This window comes from Hathewaya limosa, from assembly GCF_030815255.1.
GTDB classification, from domain to species: domain Bacteria; phylum Bacillota; class Clostridia; order Clostridiales; family Clostridiaceae; genus Hathewaya; species Hathewaya limosa.
The window spans coordinates 37,836-60,419 of the sequence record NZ_JAUSWN010000006.1; the positions used below are offsets into that span (position 1 = coordinate 37,836).

Here is a 22,584-nt window from a genome sequence, read left to right on the forward strand (position 1 = left end):
ATATGTATATTATTAATGGTGAAAAGACATTAGAACCTAAAATTGTTTTAGATGCTGGATATTTTTTTGGACAAGGAGTTTTTGAAACTATTTTACTACGTAGAGGAATTCCTATTATGTTAGAATCACATTTAAAAAGACTTAATAAGGGATTAAACTTTTTAAATATAAAACAACAGAAAATAAAAGAAGAATATGTGCTTTCTATGATAAAAAAAGGTGGATTTTATGAAGGAGTATTAAAAATTATGGTTTCGGAAAAAAATATAATTTTTAGTACAAGAGAATTAAGTTACAAAGAAGAAGAGTATAAAAATGGTTTTTCCGTAAAAGTTAGCAATGTAAGAAGAAATGAAAGTTCTAGTATGCCTTTTTTAAAGACATTTAATTATTATGAAAATATATTAGAAAAGCAAAAGGGTAAACAAGAAGGATACAATGAAGTAATATTTTTGAATGGTAATGGTTATATAACTGAAGGAGCTACAACTAATATATTCTTTATAAAAAAAAATAAAATTTGTACACCTAAAATAGATACAGGGATCTTAAACGGTACGGTAAGAGATTTCTTAATTAACACATTTTGTGGAGTTTACAAATTTGAAGAGGGATATTATAATTTAAAAGATTTATATGAGTCAGAGGGCGTATTTTTAACTAATAGTCTTTTAGGAATTATGAAAGTTAAAAGTATTAATAATAAAGAAATAAAACAAAGCCTACAAATAGATGAACTAGGAAATTTATATAGAAAAACTTTAGGTATTTAGAGGAGTGAACATTAATGACTAATAAGAAGAAAATCGAAAATGCGGTTAAAGATATAATAGAAGCAGTAGGAGAAGATTATAGTAGAGAGGGACTTATAGAAACACCTTCAAGAATTGCACGTATGTATGAAGAGATTTTTTCAGGATTACATGAAGATGCAAAGGAACATTTAAGTAAAACTTTTATTGTAGATAATGATAATTTAGTTATAGAAAAAGATATTCATTTTTATTCTATGTGTGAACATCATTTTTTACCTTTCTTTGGAAATGTACATATTGCCTATATTCCTAATGGTAAAGTTGTAGGACTTAGTAAACTTGCAAGAACAGTAGAGGTTTTTGCCAAGCGTCCTCAATTACAAGAAAGATTAACGGAGCAAATAGGAGAGGCATTAATAAAGTATTTAGATTGTAAAGGTGTTATGGTTGTAGTAGAAGCAGAACATCTTTGTATGAGTATGAGGGGGGTAAAAAAACCTGGAAGTAATACAGTAACTAAGTTTGTAAAAGGTGATATAGAAAAAGATTATAATTTACAAAATCAGATTTTAAATATGATTAAATAATCATTTAAATAAAAGTTTATTAAAAATTTTTATAATGGAGGTGTAAATCTTTAGAGGATAAGATAATATATCTTTTAAAGATAAATATATATGATAGATAACATACAAATAGGAAGTAAAAATTTTAGCTTGGGAAAAGAGACCTATATAATGGGAATTTTAAACGTAACTCCAGATTCTTTTTCTGATGGTGGAAAATTTAATTCTATAGATATGTCAGTTAAACATGCAAAAGAAATGATAAAAGAAGGAGCTACTATAATAGATATTGGTGGTGAATCAACAAGACCTAACCATGTGCCAGTAGAAGAAAAAGAAGAGATTGAAAGAGTTGTTCCAGCTATTAGGGCTATAAGAGAAGCTAAAATAGATATACCAATTTCCATAGATACATATAAGGCAAGGGTAGCAGAAAGTTCTATAGAGGCTGGTGCAAACTTAATTAATGATGTATGGGGATTTAAAAAAGATAGTGAAATGGCGAAGGTAGCAGCTTTTTATAAAGTACCTTGTTGCCTTATGCATAATAGAGAAGAAATCAATTATAAAAATTTTTTACAAGATGTTCTAGAGGATTTAAAGGAGAGTATTTATATAGCTAAAAGTGCAGGAGTTTTAGATGAAAATATAATTTTAGATCCGGGAATTGGTTTTGCAAAAACCTTAGAGCAAAATTTAGTATTAATGAATAATTTAGAACTTATTAGAGAATTAGGATATCCAGTGTTATTAGGAACTTCAAGGAAATCAATGATAGGTAATACTTTAAAATTACCTGTAAATGAGAGAGTAGAAGGAACTATATCAACAACAGTAATTGGAATTATGAAAGGTTGTGACTTTATTAGAGTACATGATGTTCGTGAAAATATTAGAGCCGCAAAAATGACGGATGCTATAGTAAGGAGATAAATTAAAGAAAATATGGATAAGATAATAATAAAAGATTTAGAAGTATTTGCCAACCATGGCTATTTTAAAGAAGAAAAAGCATTAGGACAAAAATTTTTAATATCTATAGAAGTTTTTTTGAATTTTACTAAGGCAGCAAAAGAAGATGATTTAAATAAAACAGTTCATTATGGAATTCTGTGTGAAGAGATAGAGAAAGAATTTAAAAAAGAAACTTTTGATCTTATAGAAAAAGCAACTGAACATTTGGCTACATTTGTTTTAAAGACACATAAGGAAGTTAAAAAAGTTAAAGTTAAAGTTAAAAAGCCTTGGGCACCTATAGGAAAATCGTTAAAATATGCTGCTGTAGAGATAGAAAGAGAAAGAGTAACAGCATATATTGCTTTAGGATCTAATATGGGAGACAAAGAGCAAAATATAAGAATGGCCATAGAAAATACAGATAAAAGTGAATATATTGATGTGAAAAAAGTATCTAATTTTTATTCAACTAAACCAGTGGGATATCTAGATCAAGATGATTTTGTAAATGCTGTTATGGAAGTTGAAACATTGTATTCTATGGAAGAGTTGGTAATGTTCTTATTATGTGTAGAAAAAGAATTAAAAAGAGAACGTATAATTAAATGGGGACCTAGAACTATAGATTTAGATCTAATTCTATATGAAGATAAAATAAATACTAGTGAGATAGCTATAGTTCCACATCCTAGAATGCATGAAAGATTATTTGTTATAGAACCATTATGTGAAATCGCACCTTTTGTGCTTCATCCCTTATTAAACAAGAGAATATGGGAAATCAAAGAGGATTTAGAGAATAAATAAAATTAAATGAGACATATATTTACTCTATGTTATAACTTTGAAAAACAACGTACTGAATTAATGTTTAAGTTTAGTACGTTGTTTTTTATTTTTAGGAGAGAAGTAATTATAATTTCTTGGAATGATAAGAAAAATATTATAAATTATTCTTTAGACTTATCAATTACATATTTGCATAAATTAAAAAGATTATAAGAAACGTATGTATTTTCCATGGATATATAGTCTTTTTCAAGATTTCCATCCCAAGGATATACTGATATTAATTTATCATTATATACATCTATTACGAATTTATCTTTTTTAAAAGTTAAAAACAATTTATATTCTGGGTTTTTGGGAAGGTTTTTAGGTTTAGTTATAAAGCTATCACTTTTTTGATATTTAAAAAATTTTCGTATTATTAAGGTTTCACCTTCATTTATCCTTTTTCCTTTATAAAAATTTGTATAGAGTACATTTATTTCGCAGTTATCATCTTTCTCAAAGCAAGATAATAATTTTTCAGTATAATATGATTTTGAAGGTTTTTTATTTTTAAGATTATATAGTTGCAAAGATGAACAGCCTGTAATAAATAAAGAAAATATAATAAAAATACATATAGTTTTTTTAAAAAATTTCATCTATTATCACTTCCTATAATTGTAATTGTTATATTAAAATTTATGAATTAAGAAGATATATTATTACACTAAAGTAAGAATAAAAAATTACTAGAATAAAAAAATTCTTAGTGGATAATCTATGAATGAAAGGGGAGTTTAAAATGGACAATAAATTAAAAAATACAGTTAATAATAAAAAAGAAGACGGAAAATTTAAGAAGAAAAACATAAAACATGGTCACAAAGAAAGTGCAAGAACAGTTTTTGGTATGGAAAATAAGTAGTATTTAATAAAGTAAAAATAACAAATTATAATAAGGAGTGGTTTTCATGCCAGAGCCATATAACAAAAAGGAAACAAGAAAAGCTAAAAAAACTAACAATAGAAGTGCAAAGCCTGTTACGATTCATGAGTCACAAATGAAAAAACATAAATCAGAGGGAGTAATAACAGGGGAAGAATAAAACACAATAAGGGGTGTTTAATGTATGAGTAAAAGTGCGTTTAAAAAAAATAGAGCAAGTAGCAAACATGTAGAAATAAATAAGCCTAATAGTTCAAAAGATAAAAAAGGCAATAAGAAAATACCTTCAGGATATGAGAATTTTGAAGGAGAACCTATAGATTAGTCTAAATACTAAACCATCTAGTATAAAATTTAGGTTACAGTAAATTAAATTGTATAATTTGATTTACTGTAACCGTTTTTTTTACGTACTATTCGTATTTGAAAATTTATGATATTTTTTAAAATAATTTAAATTTTCAAAGTTTATTTACAGTTTGTAATTATATCATTATAATATAAGATGTAATCATAATGAGTAAAGGGTGATTTAGCATGCAGAGAATATTAGATACAATAATAGAGGAAAATAAAAAATGGACTAAAGAAGGGGCTTTAGCTTCATATATACCAGAATTAACAAAAGCAAATAAAGAAGCATTAGGAATTTGTGTTACTACCCTAGATGGAGAAGAGTATTTTTCAGGAGACTATAAAACTAAATTTACAATTCAGAGTATTTCGAAGGTAATCACATTAATGTTAGCTATATGTGATAATGGAAAAGATTATGTTTTTTCAAAAGTTGATATGGAGCCTACAGAAGCATCATTTAATTCTATTACTAACTTAGAAGTGCATAATCATAATAAGCCCATAAATCCAATGATTAATGCAGGTGCTATTCAAGTAGTATCTTTAATTAATGGTGATACATCAGAAAAAAAAATTCAAAGAATTTTAAAATTCACTAAAAAGATAACAGGAAATCCTAATATAAATATAAATGAAGATGTATATAAATCAGAAAAGGCTACAGGAGATAGGAATAGAGCTTTAGCGTATTATATGAAAAGTACGAGCTGTATGGAGGGTAATGTAGAGGAAATACTTGATGTTTATTTTAGACAATGTTCTATAGAAGTAGATTGTAAAGATATAGCTCGGATAGGTGCTACACTTGCAAATGCAGGAGTTACACCTTGGAATAATCAAAGAGTTGTATCTAGGGAAGTGGCTAGAATTATAAAGACAATTATGGTTACTTGTGGTATGTATGATGCATCTGGGGATATTGCAGTACATATTGGAATACCGGCTAAAAGTGGTGTTGGTGGAGGAATAATGGCAGCAGTTCCTAGACGTATGGGTATAGGAGTAGTTGGACCAGCTCTTGACAAAAAAGGAAATAGCATAGGTGGAATTAAAGTTCTAGAAAATTTATCAAAAGAATTTGATCTTAGTATTTTTTAACCAACGGAAATTGTATACAAATTTAAGGTAAATGCTATGTTTTTAAAATTTTATTTTATAAAATTAAACATAGCATTTATTTTTTTATATTAAATAGTGTGAATTTACATATTTTTTAAATATAAAATACAACAATTATAGTATTTGAAGGATTATTGCTAATAATATATAATAAGGTATATATCTCCCAAGAAGAAAGGATGGAGAAAAATTTGAACAAAGAAAAATTGGTTATTTTAGATGGAAATAGTTTAATGTATAGAGCTTTTTTTGCTATGCCAGATCTTACTAATTCAGAAGGGTTACATACTAATGCAGCTTATGGCTTTATAAATATGTTACTTAAAATTAAAAATGAATTTAAACCGGATTACATAGTTACAACTTTTGATAAAAAAGCCCCTACCTTTAGACATAAAGAGTATGATGAATATAAAGCTGGTAGAAAGAAAATGCCAGAAGAACTTAGTGAACAAATACCTTTTTTAAGGGAGTTTTTAAAACTTTATGCTATAAATATATTTGAAATTGATGGATTTGAGGCGGATGATCTTATAGGAACTTTATCTGTATTTGCAGAAAAACAAGGAATGGAAGTATTTATTGTAACTGGGGATAAAGATGCCCTACAATTAGCTACAGATAATGTAAAAGTTGTTATTAATAAAAAGGGCATTACGGAAATAAATGTATATGATAGAGAAAAAATCATAGAAGAAATGGAAGTTACGCCAAAGGAATTTATAGATGTTAAAGGGCTTATGGGAGATAAGTCAGATAATATAAAAGGAGTTCCAGGTGTTGGTGAGAAAACGGCTTTTAAGCTTATAAAAGAATATCATTCTATTGAAAATGTATTAAATAATATAGATAATCTTAAAGGAAATAAGTTAAAAGAAAATTTGAATACCTATAGAGAACAAGCTATTTTTAGTAAAAAACTTGCTACAATAGTAACAGAAGTTCCAATTGAAATAGATTTAGAAGAAATTAAATCTAAGGAAGAATTAGATCTTAAAGGTATAGAAGAGTTATTTGCCAGACTACAATTTAAAACTTTATTTAAAAAATTACCGGAAATAAAAGGTCAAAGCGAGGAATTTGATAAAGAAAATCATAAAAATCATGTACATGATGAAGAGTCAAGTGAAAATGCTACAGGCAAAATAAAATCTTTAGATGAATATGAAATTCTTGAAATAAACGAAGATGATCAATTAAAAAATTTAGTATTAGATTATAATAAAGATTTGTACTTTATATATAAAATGAAAGATGAACATGTTTTATCTAAAATGGAATTAGAAAGTTTAGAAATAAGACAAGAAAAGAAAATTTATAAAATTAACTTCGAAAAAATTAGTAAAGAAAATATATTAGAATTAGTAGAAGATATTAACAAAAATGAAAATTTAATTACTCATGGGGTTAAAAACTTTTATACTTTTATGAGAAAATGTAATTTAAAACCAAGACAAGTTACTTTTGATACAGAAATAGCAGCATATTTAATAGATCCAGGTAAAAAAGAGTATGATTTAAAATCTTTAATTGAGGGATTATTTCATATAAGTTTAAATGAAGAATCTGAATTATTGCAGATTGTATATTTAAAAGAACTTTATAATAATTTTAAAGAAACTATAAATATTTTAGATATGGAAGAATTAATGTATGAAGTAGAACTTCCATTAACTAATGTAATTTCCTCTATGGAATATGAAGGATTTAAAGTAGATAAAGAAATGTTAAATTCCTTAGGAGATAAATTTAGTATAGCAATTGATAAAGTTCAAAAAGAAATTTATGAATTAGCCGGGGAAGAATTTAATATAAAATCTCCTAAGCAATTAGGAAAGATATTATTTGAAAAATTAGATTTACCGGTAATTAAGAAAACAAAAACAGGATACTCTACTAATGCAGAAGTATTAGAAAGTTTAAAAGATAAACATGAAATTATAAATAAAATAACATATTATAGACAACTTACAAAGTTATTTTCAACCTACGTAGAAGGATTAAAAAATGTAATTGATACAGATAATAAAATTCATTCAAGTTTTAATCAAACAGTTACTACAACAGGAAGACTTTCAAGTACAGAACCTAATCTTCAAAATATACCTATAAAATATGAAATGGGAAGAGAAATAAGAAAGGTATTTGTTCCAGAAGGAGAAGCTGTAATATTATCTGCCGATTATTCTCAAATAGAATTACGAGTTCTTGCTCATATTTCAGGAGATGAAAATTTAATTAATGCTTTTAAGGAACACAGTGATATACACACTAAGACTGCTTCAGAAGTGTTTAAAGTACCGTTAGATGAAGTAACCTCTCTTATGAGAAGTAATGCTAAGGCAGTTAATTTTGGAATAGTATATGGAATTGGAGATTTTAGCTTAGCTAAAGATTTAAATATAAGTAGAAAAGAGGCCAAGACTTATATAGAAGCTTATTTTGCAAGATATCCAAAGGTAAAAGAGTATTTGAATAATATTGTATTAGAAGCAAAAGAGGATTTAATGGTAAAAACCCTTTTAAATAGAAGAAGATTTATACCTGAAATAGGAAATTCTAAAAAAATGATTGTTGCTTTAGGAGAAAGACTTGCAATGAATACTCCTATTCAAGGAAGTGCTGCAGATATAATAAAACTTGCTATGGTGAAAGTATTTAAATCATTACAAGAAAAAAATTTAAAATCGAAACTTATTCTTCAAGTTCATGATGAATTAATTTTAAATGTATATAAAGATGAATTAGAATTAGTAAAGCAAATTGTAGATAGTGAAATGGAAAATGCCATGAATTTAAGTGTACGTTTAGAAGCTGATATGAATATAGGGGATAATTGGTACGAAGCAAAATAGAGGAATAAAAGTTATAAATTGAAGGTGAAATAATGATTAAAGTAGGTTTAACGGGTGGTATTGGATCGGGAAAAAGTACTGTATCTAATTATCTCAGAAAAAAGAATATCCCTGTTATAGATGCAGATGATATAAGCAGGGAAATTTATTCTCTATATCCTGAAATAACTGAAACAATTAAAAAAGTATTTGGAGAAAAATATTTTGATTCTAATGGAGAATTAAATAGGAGAAAGCTTGGAAAAACTATATTTAAATTTAAGGGCAAAAGAAAAAAATTAGAAAAAATAGTTATTCCATATATAAAGAAGGAAATTTTTAATAGAATAAACAACTTAGAATTAAAAAAAAATCACATATGTATTTTAGATGCACCAACACTGATAGAGAATAATTTACATAAAAAGATGGATGTAAATATTCTAGTATATGTGGATTTAAGCACTCAAATAAAACGGGTTATGGATAGAGATAAATTAACATATGAGGAAGTAAAACAAAGAATAGACTCCCAGATTTCTTTAAAAAAGAAAAAGAAAAAAGTTCAATATTTTATTGACAATGGAGGAGATTTAGAAGATACTTATAAAAAAGTAGAGGAAATTTTACTAGAATTAAAAACTTATAAAAAACACTTAGGTTCGGGGGATAAGGCATGAAGAAGAAGATAATAGCTGTTTTTCTGCTTATAATAATTCTAATAGCGGGATCATTATATATTAATAGAAAACAGATTAAAAGAAAAATGTATCCAATTACATATTCACAAACAGTTATAGATAGTGCAAAACAATATAATTTGGATCCTTATTTAGTTTTTGGTGTAATAAAAACAGAAAGTGCATTTAATCCTGATGCCAGATCACACCAAGATGCTATAGGACTTATGCAAATTACAATGCCTACAGGTAAATGGATAGCAGAAAAAATGAAAATGACAAACTTTGAAGAAAAAGATCTTTATGATCCTCAAACCAATATAAAGATGGGATGTTGGTATTTAAATAATCTAAAAGAAGAATTTAATCAAGATACAACATTAACTTTAGCGGCATACAATGGGGGAAGAGGAAACGTAAATAAATGGCTTAAAAATAAAAAGTATTCTAAGGATGGAAAGAAATTAGAGAGCATTCCTTATAAAGAAACAGATGAATATGTAAAAAAAGTACAGGTTACTGCCGAAATGTACAGAAAGTTGTATGATTTAAATAAAGTAAACAAATAATCAATACTAAAAAGCTTGGAATTTTATGCAATTTATAGGATTCTAAGCTCTTTTTGTTGTATTTAATCGGTTTATGTTGAGATAAAATAAACTAAAAGTTGACAAAATACAAAATTAGTTGACACAAAGATTAATTGTGATAAAATTTACTCATAAGGTATAAATAATTTTTTTGAATAATATAATGCCGTAGGTATCCATGTACTTATTAAAAAATTAGGAAAGGGGAATGTATATGGAGAGTATCTACAATAATATAAATGAAATAAGTGAAAGTTATAAATTTGTAGAACAATTAAGTGTAGGAGCTTTTTTGGTTAAAGATGGTAATATAATATATGGAAATAAAATTTTCAATAGTTTAACAAAACTAAAAATGGGAGAGAAACTTATAAGTATGGAAAACATTTTCGTACCTTATAAGTTTTTGGAAAATTTAGATAAGTGTTTTTATCAAAAAACTACTAAACGTATTTTTGTATTAAAAGAAATTTTAAAAAGAACCGAGGATAGAATTTCTGTAATTACTATTGAAGATTATACACCAAAGATGAAACTTTTAAATAAATATGAAACATTACAAAAAGAAAATATAGATTTAAAAGAAAAAGTAAACTATGAAAACTCTAAAATAAACTTTTTATACACTGTATCTCACGATTTGAAAAATCCCTTAAATATAATTCTATCGTCTATACAGCTTTTGGAAAGAAAACATAGACAAGACAGTGAAGTTGAAGATCTTAAATATATATATAAATATACAAAAATTATTAAAAGAAATTGTTATAGATTAGTTCAACTTATTAATAACTGTTTAGATATAAATAAAATAGAAGGTGGATTTTTTGAAATTTTTCCTCAAAGGTATGAAGTAGTTAGTGTAATTGAGGATATTACTATGTCCGTAATTGAATATGCTAAAAGTAAAAATATAACATTAATTTTTGATACGCAAGTAGAAGAGCTATATAGTTGTATAGATGCTAATAAAATGGAAAGAGTTTTATTGAATCTAATTTCTAATGCAGTAAAACATACAGATGAAGACGGATATATTTATGTTAATTTATATAGAAATGAAAAGGAATTTATGGTTTCTGTAAAAGATACAGGAGAAGGTATAAAGAAGGAGTTAATGGATAACATTTTTGATATGTATAAGCAAGGAAATAACGAAGGCGGAGGAACTGGAATAGGATTAGCTGTAGTAAGAAATATAGTTGAACAGCATAAAGGGAAAATTACTGTAGAGAGTGAATATGGAAAAGGAAGTAATTTTATTATGACTTTACCTATTGTAGATGATGAAAAATCGGAAAAGAAAGTTATAAAAAGACATAAAAATAACGAGCTAATCAATATAGAGTTTTCGGATGTTACTGATATACAAGTTAAATAAAGATGACATATTTTTCAGTAGCTAAATTTAAAGTTATGGCATATAAAAGTATTATATAGCAATATAAAAAGGAGAAGTATTTTGAAGGAAATAATATTTCAATATGCTCTTGTAATACTTTTAGTATTTGGTTTAGGATACTTAATATATATAATTAAAGATAAAGGTTTGCAACTATTTGAAGATTACTTTGGATTTACCTATGCTATTTTAAATACTCTCCAAAGTGATGAATCCACAAAGGAAAATATGAAAAATATTTTGAGAATGGTATCGGAAGCAGTAAGATATGTGGAAGTAGAATTTTTAAATTCTCCTAATGAAATAAAAGAACAAAAAGCTTTGAAATTATCGAGAAGTATCATTAAAAATGCAGGATTTGAAAGTCATATAGATGATAACAGTATAAGATATTTAATAAGGATCTGTGCAGCTATGCTACCCTGTAAACAAGATGTACAAAATAAAAAATTTGTTAATACAGAATACGATAAAATTTTTGCAAAATTAAAGGAAATCAAAAAAATATAACAACTTTAAATAGAACATTGATAAAACAATATAGAATTATTATATAAGCTAATAAGAGAGGAAATATAAACTTCTTTTATTAGCTTATATTAACTTATGGATTTTAGTTCATGGTGCTTTAAAATTTTTAAATTTTATGCTATTATAATTAATTGTGAATAAAATTAGTAAGTAAAAAGTTTTATAGAATAAATTCTTGAACGGAGGATAAATATGCTTCAACTTATAGAATACAAAGACATAAGTGAAGATCACTTTTTAATTGATGTAAGAAGTGAAGGAGAATATAAAGAAGCAACGATAAACGGCTCCTTTAATTTACCTATTTTAAATGATGAAGAAAGAAAATTAATTGGTACTTTATATAAAGAAAATGTAGAACAAGCTAAAATTTTAGGAGTAAAAATAGGATCGGAAAAGCTACCTGAAATTTTTAATACCGTATTAAAAATATACAAGGGAAATAAAAATCTTGTATTTTTTTGTGCACGTGGAGGAATGAGAAGTGGTGTTTTAAGTTCTATGTTAGAAGCATTGGGAATAAAGTTATATAAGCTTAAAGATGGGTATAAGGGCTATAGAAAGTTTGTATTAGAAGCTATTCCTAAGATAAATGAAGATATAACTTATATTGTATTACATGGAAATACAGGTGTAGGAAAGACAAGAATACTTCATAAATTAATAGAATTAGGTTGTGATGTATTGGATTTAGAAGGATGTGCAAATCATAGAGGTTCTCTTTTAGGGGATGTAGGTCTTCCTAAAAAACAAAGCCAAAAACAATTTGAGTCTAATATTTATCATAGCTTAGTGAAAATCAAATCTCCTTTTGTATTTGTAGAGGCAGAAAGTAGAAGAATAGGGAATGTTTTTATACCTCCTTATATTCATGAGAAAATGAAAAATGGTATACATATATTTTTAGATGCATCTCTTAATTTTAGAGCAAAAGTTATTTTAGAAGAGTATCTAAAAGGAGAAAATGCTAAGGAAGATATTTTAGGATGTTTAGATAAACTAGAAAGATACATATCAAAAGAAAATATTGCTAGGTATAAGGAACTTGTGCAAAATGATGAATATGAATTTGTAGTAGAAGATCTTATGAAAAAGTATTATGATCCTATGTACACACATACATCTAATACATATGAATATGATTTAAACTTACAAATTACAGATTTAGATAAATGTTCAGAAACGATTTTTAATTGGTATAAAGAAAGTATTGTTAAAAATCAACTTGAAGAAGAAAATCAAAATGAAGTTGAATAGAGTCTAAATAAGAAAAGTTATAATTAAAGTAAAGGTGATTACATAATATGAAAAGAGTATTTTTAAAAAATGGTATGACCTTAATTTATAAATATAATCCTAATAATTTAACATCTTTTTCTATAGCCTTTGAAGCTGGTGCCAACTTGGAAAGTGATCCACAATATTATGGAGTAGCACATGCACTAGAACATATGGTTTATAAGGGAACTAAAAATTATACTGAAGATGAAATTAATGAGAAATTAGATAAACTTTTTGGATTTAATAATGCCATGACTAATTATCCCTATGTAGTTTATTATGGAACTTGCCTTTCAGAAGATTTTGAAGAAGGTATTAAATTATATGGAGATATATTAAAAAATCCGTCTTTAGCAGAAGAAGGATTTAAAGAAGAAATGAAAGTTATTTTAGAGGAACTAAAAGAGTGGAAAGAAGATTTATATCAGGCTTGTGAAGATGAGGCGTTTTATAATGCTTTTACTAACAGGAGAATAAAAGAACTAATCATAGGCAATGAACAATCTTTAAAAAATATAGGATTAAATCATATAAAAGAATTTTATGAAAGATATTATACTGGGGATAATTGTGTTATTTCGGTTATTTCATCTTTAGATTTTAAAAGGGTTTTAAATTTAGTAGAGGATACATTTAAGGATTTTACAAAAAAATTAAAGAATAAATCACCTTATATTTTAAATAAAACAGAAAGTATATATGAAGAAAATAAACATGGAACTTTTAAAAGTCAAATAGGTAGTAAGGGTGCAAAGGTTCAAATTATATATCCTATACATAGCTTAAGCGAAGAGGAAATAAAAGCTTTAAGAGTATTTAATGTGGCTTTTGGAGAAGGAACTAGTAGTTTTATATATGATGAAATAAGAACTAAAAAGGGAATTGCTTATGATGTTGGAAGTACTATTAAAAATGAAAAAGGTATAAAAATTTTAAAAATATATTTAGGGACTTCTAAGGAAAATGCTGAAAAAGCTATTGATATTATATTAAGAAAAACAGAAGAATTAAAAGCTTCAAATACCTATTTTACTCAAAGTAGGATTGAAGAACTTGTAAAATCCTTGAAGTTAAAAAGAAGTCTTTTATTAGAAAGATCTATTCAGGAAAGTGCAAGTTTAGCTAATTATGAAATAATGTATGGTGATTTTAGAAATAAAAAGGTTTTTAATGATTTAGTTATAGAGGAAAACTATATATCACCATTATATAAAGAACTTAATGAGTTAGAGAGTATAGATGATAAGATTATAATGGATACCATAAAAAAGGTGTTTCAAAATCCTACTATACAAATACTAGAGTAATAGATAATACTAGGAATATATGAGTTCATATGATATATTCCTAGTATTTAATTTTTATAAGAAAAAATTATAAAATTAATGAGAAATAAAATTTCCTAATGATAAAAGTAATATGAGTTTTTAATAATACAAATATCATATTTTTTACTTAACTTATAAATATAATTTTTAATTCTTGAGCATAAAGGATCATTACTTAAAAATTTAGTATCTGATTTATCATGGAGTTCATTAAAATATTTTTTAAATTGAAGTTCTTCTCTAGAAGTTAATTTATTTTTAAAAAGTCCTTTTAAAAATATTAGAGTTTGTAGAAAGTCTTGTTTATTAATTTTTTTAATAAGTTCCTTATCTAAAACGGATAAAAAATCTAATAAATTTGAAAAATTATTTATATCTAAGAAAAAATTATTATAAAAGTTAAAGTTTCTTTCCATAATTTCAAATTTATATTTATCTATATAATTTTGTATTAAAGATGTATTTTTAGGATTATTTTTATTTTCAATAGTTTTTATAAGATCTAATACTTTCAAACAGGAGATATCCTTATCTTTTACTTCTAGCATTATATCTATATCTAAGTTAAGATTTTTTAGTATCTTATAAAACTCCATAAAATTTTTAGTATATATAAATTTAGAATGAGCACCATTTTTTTTATAAGGATCACTATTGGAATAATGAACTTTCATAGGACCATCTTTTGTAGTCCATGTAAGATTAACTAAGTTTAAAATTTCTTCTAAGGAAAGAGAAGAGGTATTATTAAAAAAATGATGTAAATTATCAAAGATAACTGGTATTTTTAAAATTTTAGATACTTCTAACACATCTTCTATATTATAATTTCGCTCATCATTTTCTATAACTAATCGTTTCTTAGTACTTTCACTTAAATATTTAAAGTTAGTTATAAAATTCTTTATAGCTTCAGATTTATTATTATATACTCCACCTAAATGAAGAATGATTTTGTTTTCATAATTTAAATTAAGAGAATCTAGGAAATTAGTATGATATTCTAGATCTTTTATAGCCTTTTTTACTACATCTGAAGAATTAGAATTTAATACTGTATATTGACCAGGATGCATAGACACTCTTAAATTTTCTTTTTTTATATAGTTTCCTAAATTTTTGAGTTCTTTCTTAAAGATATGAATCCAGTTAATATTATTTGTAGGATGACTACCTAAAGGAATTATATCAGAACTTATTCTAAATAATTTTATATTATTATCATTATTATATTTAAGTATTTTCCCAAGGTCCATTAAGTTCTCTTTAGCTAAACTTAAGAATTTTTCTTCTGAAAAGTTTTTAAGTTTAAGACTTCTCGTAGTTTTGGCATCAATACATAGGGGAATACATGGATAACCTATTCTCATAATTTTATAAAGAGTTATAGAACTCTTTTAAAAGTAAAGCATCCTTTTCTAGTGCAGGACTTTCACAAATAATACATCCCTTTACTGAAAAGTCTTTTAAAGCTTTAAGACAAGCTTTATAATTAAAATCACTTTCTTCAAAAGGTAAATGATTTTTTTCACCTTTTTCCCCATAATTAATACCAGACATATGCATATGTAAATCTTCTAATGCATTCATACCTAAATTATCTTTAACATATTGAAGGATTTTGCAAAAATCTTCATAAGTTTTTAGAGAACCATTATATCTTGCATGAATATGAGAAAAATCAATACAGAGTCTACAACTAGGAACCTCTTTACATAAAGCAACTAATTCTTCTAAAGAACCAAATTGAGTTCCCTTGCCTGTAGTTTCTAATCTGTAATTAACTTTTCCGTTAGGAAGCCTTAAAAGATTATTTCTTATTGTATTATAAGTTTCTTCTTTTGAATCTTTAAGATAAAAACCAGGATGGAATACTAAGCTTCTTCCTTCAACTTTTTCTAAACCCTGAACTCCTTTTAAGATTCTTTCAAGAGATTTATCTATTTTTTCTTCTTCATCTGCATTTAAATTTATATAATAAGAACCATGGGCCGAAAGATAAAAATCCTTATCTAATTTTTCTTTTAGAATTCCTTCTTTATTTTTATCTGTAACATTAACGGAACGTACGAAGGGTAATTCCATGGCATCCAATCCTATACTATGAAGATAGTAGATACCGGATTTGTATGTGAATTTTTCTTCTCCAGTTCCTAGTGGAAGACCAGAGATACCAAATAATAATTTTTCCATATAATCACTCCAATTTCCTATGGTATAATAAATATTGTGTGCAATTATTATAGCATATAAACGTAATAATAAGTTTAAAATAATATTTAATATTATACAATAATTTTTATTAATTAAAAAGAGGGATAGGTGAATTTAATACATGGAAAGGTTGTGGATTCTAAAGCGAATTAAAGGGGATTTAAGAGCCTTAGTTAAAAATACAGGAATAGAAGAGTTATTTATAAAAATTTTAATAAACAGAAATATAAAGGAACAAAAGGATATTATAAAATTTTTTAAAGGTAATTTAGATGATTTATATGAACCTTATATGATGAAGGATATGGAAAATGGAGTAGCAATAATAAAAAATGCTATACATGAGCAAAAAAATATAGTTATTTATGGTGATTATGATGTGGATGGTGTTAGTAGTACTGTAATTTTATATAAGGGTTTAAAAAGATGTGGAGCTAAGGTAAGTTATTATGTCCCTAATAGAGAAGAAGAAGGATATGGAATGTGCATTAGTGGAATACAAAAATTAAAGGAAGAAGGTGCACAGGTTATTTTAACTTGTGATAATGGAATATCGGCTTTAGAAGAGGTTAAATATGCCGTCAATGAAGGCATGGAAGTTGTAGTTACAGATCATCACCAACTAAGTTTTAAAACTTTAGAAAATGGGGATAAAAAATATATTCTTCCAGAGGCACATGCAATAATAAATCCTCATAGAGAAGATTGTGAGTATCCATTTAAAAAACTTTGTGGTGCAGGAATAGCGTATAAATTTGTCCAAGCTCTTTATAGACTTTTTAATATTAATAATAGTGAAACCTATGAACTTTTACAATACGCATCCATAGCTACTATATGTGATGTAGTAGATCTAGTAGATGAAAATAGAATTATTGTTAAAGAAGGACTTAAATTAGTAAATCAAACAAATAATTTAGGATTAAGATGTCTTTTAAAAGAGTTAAATCTTGATGAAAGAGAAATAAAAGGATATAATGTTGGGTTTAATATAGGACCATGTATAAATGCTACAGGAAGATTAAAAACTGCAGATTTGTCCATAGAACTTTTATTAAGTGAAGATGAGGAAAAGGCAAAGAAACTTGCTAATACTTTATATGAATTAAATAAAACAAGACAAGAAATGACAATGGAAAATGTAGAAGAAATAATAGAAGAACTTAATAAGAAAAAAGATAGTTTAGGAAAAGTATTAGTTATATATAAGGAAAATGTTCATGAAAGTATAGCAGGAATTGTAGCTGGAAGAATAAAAGATAACTTTAATTTACCAACCATTGTACTTACTAAGGGTAAAGAAATGCCAAAGGGATCGGCAAGATCTATAGAAGGCTATAACATGTTTGAAGAACTTTTAAAATGCAAAGATTTAATTTATAAGTTTGGAGGACATCCAATGGCAGCAGGACTTTCCATAGAGGAATGTAACATAGATAAATTAAGACAACAATTAAATCAAAATTGTACTTTATCAAAGGAAGAGTTAATGCCTAAAATTAAATTGGAAAATGTGTTACCTGAAAATTATAGTTCAAATAATTTTAGAGCGTATTTAGAAATATTAGAGCCTTATGGAAAAGGAAATCCAAAACCACTATTTGGTGCTAAAAATATTAAAGTTATTAAAGGAAGTATTTTAGGAAAAAATAAGAATGTACTTAAGCTTAATTTGAATATTAATAACAATATAGTCAAGGCTATAATGTTTAGCGAACTTATGGAAGAGTTCATAGAAAATTTAAAAGAGGCTTATGGCGAATTGTATGTTCAACAAATTCTAAATGAAGGAGTACAAGATTTATATATGGATTTTGTTTTTTCGTTAGATATAAACGAATACATGGGACGTAAATCCGTAGAACTTAGGGTTCAGGATTTTAGAATATAAATAGTTATAGGATTAAGATATATATGGCTAAGCAAGTTATGCTAGGTATAGCTAGAAAACTAAATAAATTAAATCATATATAAATATAGATATATAAAGGATGTATACTTTTACATAGTGTACATCCTTATTTTTAAACATTTCAGAAACTATGAACAAAGAAAATCTTTTATGATTTCACCATCTTTAATAGTTATTACTCTGTCAGCAAGTTTGGCTATACTAGGGTCATGGGTAATCATTACAAGGGTTTGATTATACTTTTTTATTGAGGAAGTTAAAATTTCCAAGACCTCCTTACTATTCTGTGAATCTAAATTTCCAGTAGGTTCATCGGCAAAAATTATTTTTGGTTTGGATGCTAAAGCTCTATCAATAGCAACTCTTTGTTGTTGTCCACCAGATAATTCATTAGGAAGATGAGTTTTTCGATTTTCTAGACCAAGATGGTTTAATAATTCTTGTATATAAGATTCATCTATTTTTTTGCCATCCATAAGAAGTGGAAGTTTAACATTTTCTTCAATAGTTAGTATTGGAATCAGATTAAAAAATTGAAAAATAAAGCCTATGTTACGTCTTCTGAATTTTGATAAATCTGTTTCTTCCATTTTATATAAATCAAATCCGTTTATATATACATGGCCAGCAGAAGGTTTATCAAGACCAGCCAAAAGATGTAATAGAGTGCTTTTGCCGGAACCACTAGGGCCTACTATAGCAGTAAATCCTTCTTTTTTTATAGTAATATTAGTAGGTTTTAATGCTTTTACAGCATTGGTTCCTATACCATAAGTTTTCTGCAAGTAGGTAGTTTTTAATATATCCATAATAATCCTCCTAAAATTTAAATTATAATTTCTGAGTGTTTGAAAATTTAAAAAACTATAATGATAAGAATTTAAAAGCATTAAAATTAAGTGATATAAATTTTTTAAACGCAATATACATGAAAAAATATACTAATATTATAGAATATAACAAATAAGTATATTTTTTTATAATTTTAAAGCAATATCATATAAGTCTGATATAATAATATTTAATATACAATGTTAGGCTATAATTATTTATTCTAGAATATATTTTTATTTTAAGAAATACAAAAATAAATAAAAGGAGAGTAAATATGAAAAGTTTTTGGGGGCTTATACCGAAATATTTAGTTAAAAATAAAAAGAGAAATTTATTTGTAGCAATAAGTATAGTCTTAGCAATTACATTGATAACATCTTTAGGCATAATAATTCAAACTTTTAAACCATCTAAATTGAAGCAATTAATTTATGATAATGGAGGTGATTATGATCTAACAATTTCGTATGCAAGTAGCAATAAAAAACAAGTTGAATCTATATATAAACAAGATTATATAGATAATAGAACGAAGTTTTTAGAAATAGGTGATGCTAAAGTAGATAATTCAGAATATTTTGTTAATATTGTGGGATATGATGATCAAGCTAAAGATTTATTTAAGTTTAAGTTATTAAAAGGACGTTTTCCTAAAAAAGATAATGAAATAGCTTTAGAAGGTTGGGTTTTAGAACAATTTAAGAGTACTCCTAAAATAGGTGATAAAATAAATTTACCCTGTGAATTGAAAAGAGGGAAAAATGATATTGGCATAGACAATGAATTCACACTAGTAGGTATCTTTGATTATAAATTTAATAATAATTGTAATAAAAACATATCTAAAGGGTATATTACCATGAATTCAGCAGAGAAAAAAGTATCTAATAATTTTAAGGTATACCAAGAAAACATAAAATTAAAAAAGGATATGTCTATTCAAAATGCATATAAAAAGTTTACATCTATAACGGAAGAAAATAAGGTTGATGTGAAAAAAAATACCGATAAAGAGTTTGTTTTAAATGGATTAAAATCTATTAAGTATATAAATTTTACATTAAATTTGGTTGTTTGTGTTATATCTAGTATATTAATTTATAATGTTTTTAATACTTCCATAGTCCAGAGAGTTAAAGAATTAGGCATGTTAAGGGCGTTGGGAAGTACTCCTATGGAAATTATGATATTAATAATAGGAGAAGGAGTGTTATTAGGAATTATATTTATACCTATAAGTGTTTTATTAGGTAATTATATTTGCAAAATGGTTATGAGTGTAAATAAGCTTAATGGATTATTTACAGGAGGAATAATAGTTCCTAAAAAAACTATTATATTTTCATTTATATTTGGATTTTTGTGTATATTTTTAGGTACGTTTTCATCTGGAAGAAAAGCAGCAAAGATTTCACCTATGGAAGCTATAAGAACAAAAGACTCTTTAGATACAAAAATCAAAAAAACAAACAAAATCTTATTTAAAAATAATAAGAAATTCATAAAAAATATGGCCTATCTTAATATTAATAGAAACAGAAAAAAATTTATCTCTACAGTCATTTCATTAAGTATAAGTATAATGATGTTTTTATTGGTAAATTATATAATAAATTGTTCAGATCCAATAGAGAATTTAAAAAATAATATGGGTGGAGATTTTATTGTAAACTGCAATGATTTTTATATAAATGAGAGATATATAAAACAAATAGAAAACTTAGATCATGTAAAGAAAATTAAAAAGAATAAAATACAAAATACATTTATAAAAATTTCTAAAGAAGGTGTTACAAAGGATGGAATTAAGCACTTACAAGAAGTGAGTAAGAGTGATCAATACTTAGAAAGTAATCTGAAAAATAATATATATGGATTTCATGGAGAAATACATGCTTTTGATGATGAAAAATTTAAAAAAATAAAAGAAAATATAGATAAAAAAAATAATATCTTAGATAAAACAAATAAAGAACCAAGTGTTATCTTGGTGCAAAATGTTAATTATAATAACTATACCAATTTAAAGGTAGGGGATAATATAGAAATTGAAGTTCCTGTATTTAAAAAAGGAAAGTTTGCATATACAGCTACTAAAAAGGTGAAAGTAGGAGCAATACTTAAAGAAAAGTTTTTTCAGATAAAGGATGGAATGTTATCTTTAGCTATAATAATGGATAATAAGACTGCGGAACAAAAGTTGAACTTTACAGGGTATCAAGAGATTAAAATTAATTTAGATTCAAAAAAAAGTTATGATTATGTAGAAAAAAACTTAAAATCATTAATAAAAGGAAAACCAAATCTAAATTTAGTTTCTTACAAAGAAGAGTTAAATAAAGTAAAACAATCTAATCGTAAAACTTCTTTAGTTTTATACTGCTTTGTAGGAATTGTAGCTTTAGTAAGTATAGTGAATATATTTAATATAATGGGTATGAATGTTATTTTAAGAAAAAAAGAATTGAATATGTTAAGGGCAGTTGGTATGAGTAAGAGAGAATTAAGTGAAATGATAGAATGTGAAGGAAATATATATGGAATTAGTTCTGTAGTAATGGGAATTATTTTAGGTAGTATTGGTACGTATATATTTTATATTTGTACTAGGAAAAATTTGATGCCTAATATGACATGGAATATATCAATAACTTTAATTATTTTTATGAGTTTAATAGTTCTAGGCATATGCTTTATAGCAAGTCTAAGTGCTAGCAAATTAATAAATAATAAAAGCATAGTAGATTCTATAAGAGATATAGAATAACAAAAATAAGGTTGAAAATGCAAATAGGATGTATAGCTTATTAAAAGTTATACATCCTATTTTAAATTTATAAACTAATAAACATCAGTTTATCTTTAAAAGTATTAGTTTATATAATTTTTAAGAATAAAACATATAATATGTTCTATCTTAAAGTTATTGCACTAATTTCTATTCTAGATTAATGCTTATATAAACTATTTTAAAGTTATCTAGTAGATTACTTAGAAATTATAGATTTCTTTCGTATTGTTCTACCATTTTTTTAACCATTTCTCCCCCAACAGATCCACATTCTTTAGAAGTTAAGTTACCATTGTATTCTGTAAAGTTTACTCCTAATTCTTTTGCAGTTTCCATTTTAAAGTTATATAATCCTTGTCTTGCTTCTGGTACTAAAGTCTTAGCCATTTTAAATTCCTCCCTTTACCCTTATCAAAGTTATATTAGAATTTTAGTATAAAACAATCATTTAAAAGTTTAATTATTTTATACCGTTTTCATATTGTTGAACCATTTTTTTAACCATTTCTCCACCGATAGATCCAGCTTCTTTAGCAGTTAAGTCTCCATTGTAACCATTTTTTAATTGAACACCTAATTCTTTAGCTGTTTCCATTTTGAATTGGCTTAATTTACCTTTAGCTTCTGGAACTAATGTTTTATTTGAGTAGCTCATGTTTTTCACCTCCTTTGTTCCTTTGTAATCTTATTTTGTCCGATAGGTAAAATATTAT

General features: G+C 25.7%; 23 protein-coding genes. 17 read left to right on the forward strand and 6 right to left on the reverse strand.

Annotated features, from left to right (window positions below; genetic code table 11):
- Window positions 1-2: 2 nt before the first annotated feature.
- The 4 genes from QOZ93_RS04600 (at window position 3) to folK (ending at window position 3,085) form a co-directional block, all read left to right on the forward strand.
- A complete protein-coding gene (locus QOZ93_RS04600) occupies window positions 3-773 on the forward strand; it encodes an aminotransferase class IV (RefSeq protein WP_307355285.1) in 771 nt (256 codons plus the stop codon).
- A 14-nt stretch (window positions 774-787) separates the two neighbouring features.
- Window positions 788-1,342: a GTP cyclohydrolase I FolE gene (gene folE / locus QOZ93_RS04605; protein ID WP_307355286.1), complete on the forward strand. Its 555-nt coding sequence runs from the start codon at window positions 788-790 to the stop codon at window positions 1,340-1,342.
- Window positions 1,343-1,432: 90 nt separating this feature from the next.
- The gene (folP, locus tag QOZ93_RS04610; RefSeq protein ID WP_422723868.1) at window positions 1,433-2,254 is read left to right on the forward strand and encodes a dihydropteroate synthase; all 822 of its coding nucleotides are present in this window, start codon (window positions 1,433-1,435) and stop codon (window positions 2,252-2,254) included.
- Window positions 2,255-2,266: 12 nt separating this feature from the next.
- Window positions 2,267-3,085, forward strand: a complete 819-nt coding sequence (folK, locus tag QOZ93_RS04615; protein ID WP_307355287.1) for a 2-amino-4-hydroxy-6-hydroxymethyldihydropteridine diphosphokinase — start codon at window positions 2,267-2,269, stop codon at window positions 3,083-3,085.
- 143 nt (window positions 3,086-3,228) lie between these two features.
- Here the strand turns inward: folK and QOZ93_RS04620 are convergent, their stop codons facing one another.
- Window positions 3,229-3,711 carry a DUF4883 family protein gene (locus tag QOZ93_RS04620; protein WP_111941582.1) on the reverse strand — a complete coding sequence of 161 codons (483 nt, stop codon included), beginning with the start codon at window positions 3,709-3,711 and terminating at the stop codon, window positions 3,229-3,231.
- 143 nt (window positions 3,712-3,854) lie between these two features.
- Between QOZ93_RS04620 and QOZ93_RS04625 the strand changes: the two genes are divergently transcribed.
- The 11 genes from QOZ93_RS04625 (at window position 3,855) to QOZ93_RS04675 (ending at window position 14,099) form a co-directional block, all read left to right on the forward strand.
- Entirely contained in the window at window positions 3,855-3,977 is a 123-nt protein-coding gene (locus QOZ93_RS04625) for a CPC_1213 family protein (protein WP_307355288.1), read from the forward strand.
- Window positions 3,978-4,023: 46 nt separating this feature from the next.
- Window positions 4,024-4,158, forward strand: a complete 135-nt coding sequence (locus tag QOZ93_RS04630; RefSeq protein WP_307355289.1) for a hypothetical protein — start codon at window positions 4,024-4,026, stop codon at window positions 4,156-4,158.
- 24 nt (window positions 4,159-4,182) lie between these two features.
- Window positions 4,183-4,323: a hypothetical protein gene (locus tag QOZ93_RS04635; protein WP_162630357.1), complete on the forward strand. Its 141-nt coding sequence runs from the start codon at window positions 4,183-4,185 to the stop codon at window positions 4,321-4,323.
- A gap of 212 nt (window positions 4,324-4,535) precedes the next feature.
- Window positions 4,536-5,453 (forward strand): glutaminase A, encoded by a 918-nt coding sequence (glsA, locus tag QOZ93_RS04640; RefSeq protein WP_111941584.1) that lies wholly within the window; start codon window positions 4,536-4,538, stop codon window positions 5,451-5,453.
- A 212-nt stretch (window positions 5,454-5,665) separates the two neighbouring features.
- Window positions 5,666-8,329, forward strand: coding sequence for a DNA polymerase I (gene polA, locus QOZ93_RS04645; RefSeq protein ID WP_307355290.1), 2,664 nt, complete (start codon window positions 5,666-5,668; stop codon window positions 8,327-8,329).
- A 32-nt stretch (window positions 8,330-8,361) separates the two neighbouring features.
- Window positions 8,362-8,988 carry a dephospho-CoA kinase gene (gene coaE / locus QOZ93_RS04650; RefSeq protein ID WP_307355291.1) on the forward strand — a complete coding sequence of 209 codons (627 nt, stop codon included), beginning with the start codon at window positions 8,362-8,364 and terminating at the stop codon, window positions 8,986-8,988.
- On the forward strand, window positions 8,985-9,557 hold the full coding sequence (locus tag QOZ93_RS04655) for a lytic transglycosylase domain-containing protein (protein WP_111941590.1): 573 nt from the start codon (window positions 8,985-8,987) through the stop codon (window positions 9,555-9,557). Before coaE ends, QOZ93_RS04655 begins: the two co-directional genes overlap by 4 nt.
- Window positions 9,558-9,792: 235 nt before the next feature.
- Window positions 9,793-10,959 carry a sensor histidine kinase gene (locus QOZ93_RS04660; RefSeq protein ID WP_307355292.1) on the forward strand — a complete coding sequence of 389 codons (1,167 nt, stop codon included), beginning with the start codon at window positions 9,793-9,795 and terminating at the stop codon, window positions 10,957-10,959.
- A gap of 81 nt (window positions 10,960-11,040) precedes the next feature.
- Window positions 11,041-11,490, forward strand: a complete 450-nt coding sequence (locus QOZ93_RS04665; protein ID WP_307355293.1) for a hypothetical protein — start codon at window positions 11,041-11,043, stop codon at window positions 11,488-11,490.
- 213 nt (window positions 11,491-11,703) lie between these two features.
- Window positions 11,704-12,768, forward strand: coding sequence for a tRNA 2-selenouridine(34) synthase MnmH (mnmH, locus tag QOZ93_RS04670; protein ID WP_307355294.1), 1,065 nt, complete (start codon window positions 11,704-11,706; stop codon window positions 12,766-12,768).
- A 47-nt stretch (window positions 12,769-12,815) separates the two neighbouring features.
- Window positions 12,816-14,099, forward strand: a complete 1,284-nt coding sequence (locus QOZ93_RS04675) for a M16 family metallopeptidase (RefSeq protein ID WP_307355295.1) — start codon at window positions 12,816-12,818, stop codon at window positions 14,097-14,099.
- A 95-nt stretch (window positions 14,100-14,194) separates the two neighbouring features.
- On the opposite strand, the gene uvsE is transcribed toward QOZ93_RS04675, so the two are convergent.
- Window positions 14,195-15,490, reverse strand: coding sequence for a UV DNA damage repair endonuclease UvsE (gene uvsE / locus QOZ93_RS04680; protein ID WP_307355296.1), 1,296 nt, complete (start codon window positions 15,488-15,490; stop codon window positions 14,195-14,197).
- A 4-nt stretch (window positions 15,491-15,494) separates the two neighbouring features.
- Window positions 15,495-16,313, reverse strand: coding sequence for a TIM barrel protein (locus tag QOZ93_RS04685; RefSeq protein WP_307355297.1), 819 nt, complete (start codon window positions 16,311-16,313; stop codon window positions 15,495-15,497).
- A 142-nt stretch (window positions 16,314-16,455) separates the two neighbouring features.
- Between QOZ93_RS04685 and recJ the strand changes: the two genes are divergently transcribed.
- Complete coding sequence (gene recJ / locus QOZ93_RS04690; protein WP_307355298.1) at window positions 16,456-18,225, forward strand: single-stranded-DNA-specific exonuclease RecJ; 1,770 nt, start codon at window positions 16,456-16,458, stop codon at window positions 18,223-18,225.
- Between the two features lie 149 nt (window positions 18,226-18,374).
- Here the strand turns inward: recJ and QOZ93_RS04695 are convergent, their stop codons facing one another.
- Window positions 18,375-19,055 (reverse strand): ABC transporter ATP-binding protein, encoded by a 681-nt coding sequence (locus QOZ93_RS04695; protein WP_307355299.1) that lies wholly within the window; start codon window positions 19,053-19,055, stop codon window positions 18,375-18,377.
- A 299-nt stretch (window positions 19,056-19,354) separates the two neighbouring features.
- Between QOZ93_RS04695 and QOZ93_RS04700 the strand changes: the two genes are divergently transcribed.
- The gene (locus QOZ93_RS04700) at window positions 19,355-21,847 is read left to right on the forward strand and encodes an ABC transporter permease (RefSeq protein ID WP_307355300.1); all 2,493 of its coding nucleotides are present in this window, start codon (window positions 19,355-19,357) and stop codon (window positions 21,845-21,847) included.
- Between the two features lie 231 nt (window positions 21,848-22,078).
- Here the strand turns inward: QOZ93_RS04700 and QOZ93_RS04705 are convergent, their stop codons facing one another.
- Both QOZ93_RS04705 and QOZ93_RS04710 read right to left on the reverse strand, forming a co-directional pair.
- Window positions 22,079-22,258: an alpha/beta-type small acid-soluble spore protein gene (locus QOZ93_RS04705; protein WP_111941612.1), complete on the reverse strand. Its 180-nt coding sequence runs from the start codon at window positions 22,256-22,258 to the stop codon at window positions 22,079-22,081.
- 73 nt (window positions 22,259-22,331) lie between these two features.
- Complete coding sequence (locus QOZ93_RS04710; RefSeq protein WP_111941614.1) at window positions 22,332-22,526, reverse strand: alpha/beta-type small acid-soluble spore protein; 195 nt, start codon at window positions 22,524-22,526, stop codon at window positions 22,332-22,334.
- Window positions 22,527-22,584 lie beyond the last annotated feature (58 nt).